This is a genomic window from Oleiphilus sp. HI0079, from assembly GCF_001635105.1.
In genome coordinates, this window is sequence record NZ_LWFT01000760.1 from 1 (window position 1) to 2,251 (window position 2,251).

3 protein-coding genes are annotated in these 2,251 nt (G+C 48.0%); 1 reads left to right on the top strand and 2 read right to left on the bottom strand.

Translation table 11 applies throughout. The annotated features are described in order from the left end of the window. Both A3750_RS14170 and A3750_RS14175 read right to left on the bottom strand, forming a co-directional pair. Window positions 1–538, bottom strand: a 538-nt coding sequence (locus A3750_RS14170; RefSeq protein ID WP_156498594.1) for a DUF3943 domain-containing protein, incomplete at its 3' end; no start/stop codon positions are given. A gap of 116 nt (window positions 539–654) precedes the next feature. Beyond that, window positions 655–1,521, bottom strand: a complete 867-nt coding sequence (locus tag A3750_RS14175; protein WP_068548385.1) for a YicC/YloC family endoribonuclease — start codon at window positions 1,519–1,521, stop codon at window positions 655–657. A gap of 127 nt (window positions 1,522–1,648) precedes the next feature. Here A3750_RS14175 and rph point away from each other — a divergent pair. Further along, a partial coding sequence (gene rph, locus A3750_RS14180) for a ribonuclease PH (RefSeq protein ID WP_068548386.1) occupies window positions 1,649–2,251 on the top strand: 603 nt, incomplete at its 3' end.

Genomic DNA, 2,251 nt, shown 5'->3' on the forward strand with positions numbered 1-2,251 from the left:
ACCCGTACTCCCAATAAAACGTGGACATCATGAACGAATACATGAAAGAGTCCCATTGACGGTAGCCGGATTTGCGCGCAACTTGATAATACACGCCACCAAAATAGGGATGTCCGATATAGTTGATATACCAAACATCGCGATCCCATACGGGCCCTTCGCTAACGTTGTCCCACCACTTTCTTAAAAGCTTGTCATCGCTTCTGTCCCAGTTTGAAATTTCTGGAGGCAGCATGGCGATGAAGCCGGCTACGCCGACGCCTAGGCCAAAGACCAGTTTTGTTTGTGACCATAGGCGCTCTTTATCTTCCCCGTTTTGCGGGTCAAATAGAGATATCCTTAAGGGGTTTTCCTCCAAGGACTTCGGTAAAGCGCCCTTAGGCCACTCGGATGCGGTATTGGTCGTTTGGTATATGCTTTCGTCAGGAGTGCTGTCATCGCAGTGGGCTAGTGTCGCCCATAAGCAGCAGAGCAAAACTAAAGTAACATTGCCAAGCTTTTGTCGGCTTGTTCTCAAGCTGAATTTACGGTCGGACATTGTTTGCTCGCTCGCATTTTAACTAATCGCTTGAGGGCAAAGCTTGCGTACGAGGATGCCCGCATATTTGAGTGATTGGCTGCAAAAAAGAGGGTTAAAAACCCTATTTATTTTATTTATTCGATATTCTGCACTTGCTCACGCATTTGTTCAATCAGTACTTTTAGCTCTACAGCGGCTTTGGTCGTATCTGTCACAATTGACTTGGATGAAAGTGTATTGGCTTCGCGATTGAGTTCTTGCATTAGAAAATCGAGCCTGCGTCCGACAGGCTCTTTCTTGGAAAGAACTTTCCTCACCTCTTGCACGTGGGCGTCAAGGCGATCGAGCTCTTCATCGACATCAGACTTTTGAGCCAAAACAACCATTTCCTGCTCCAGTCGCTGCGGGTCGAGATCAACCGAGAGCTCTTCAAAACGTTTGTTCAGGTTTTGTCGTTGTTGTTCAAGTATTTGAGGAAGAAGCGCGCGCACCTGTTTGACGATGTCGTCAATTTTGTTTAATCGATCGTTAAACAGAGGCTCCAGTTGTTGTCCTTCTCGGAGCCGGTTTTCAATCAGAATATCCAGTGCGCTTGCAAATGCTTGTACGCATTGCTTGATTTGTTCGGCTCTATCTTCTTCTTTGTGATCAACCACGCCTGGCCATTGCAAAATGTCTAGCGCATTCGGTGCCGCGCTTTGTGGGACGCTTTGTGAAATTTGATCGAGCGCTGAGCTGAGCTGAAGCAGTGTTTCTGTATTGAGAGAAATGCCGTCATCAACATGGTCACTTGCTTGCCATTTGAGGTTGCAATCGAGCTTCCCGCGAGCGAGTTTTTTGCGAAGGAGTTCCCTTAGCTGACTTTCCGCTTCTCGGAATTGCTCAGGTATACGAAAGTTGGGCTCCAAGTAGCGATGATTGACGCTGCGTATCTCCCAGGTAAGCGTGCCGCTTGGGGTGCTTAGTTCCTGCCGCGCGAACGCAGTCATACTTTTTAACATGGAGTCTCCTTAGTAAGGTGTTTTGGGGCTCGGCAAATCATAGTTGAAAGTCGTAGCGCGAGCTATTGAAGATAATGTTAAACTCGCGCTACTTCAAATTTGTCATTATGAGAGAAAAGGAAAATACATGCGTCCAAGCGGAAGAGCGTTAGATCAAGCACGTGATATCAAACTAACGACGGGTTACACCAAACACGCAGAGGGGTCTGTGTTGGTGGAGTTCGGCGATACAAAAGTGATTTGTACCGCCTCGATAGAGGAGTCTGTGCCGCGTTTTTTGAAAGGGGCTGGTCAAGGTTGGATCACTGCTGAGTATGGTATGTTGCCACGTTCTACGGGCTCTAGAATGGGACGTGAAGCGGCGAGAGGCAAGCAAGGCGGGCGAACGGTTGAGATTCAGCGCTTGATTGGGCGCTCACTGCGCGCGGCAGTTGATCTGGAAAAGCTTGGCGAAAGAACCATTACGATTGATTGTGATGTCATTCAGGCTGATGGTGGTACTCGTACGGCATCGATTACAGGTGGCTGTGTTGCACTTGGTTTGGCTTTGAACTCGATCGTTGCTGCGGGCAAACTAAAAGAGTCCCCTTTAAAGCAAAAGATTGCGGCGATTTCGGTCGGAATCTATGAGGGTGCTGCTGTGTTGGATTTAGATTATCCTGAAGATTCTGCTGCGGAAACAGATATGAACGTCGTGATGACCGATAAAGGCGGTTTTATCGAAGTGCAG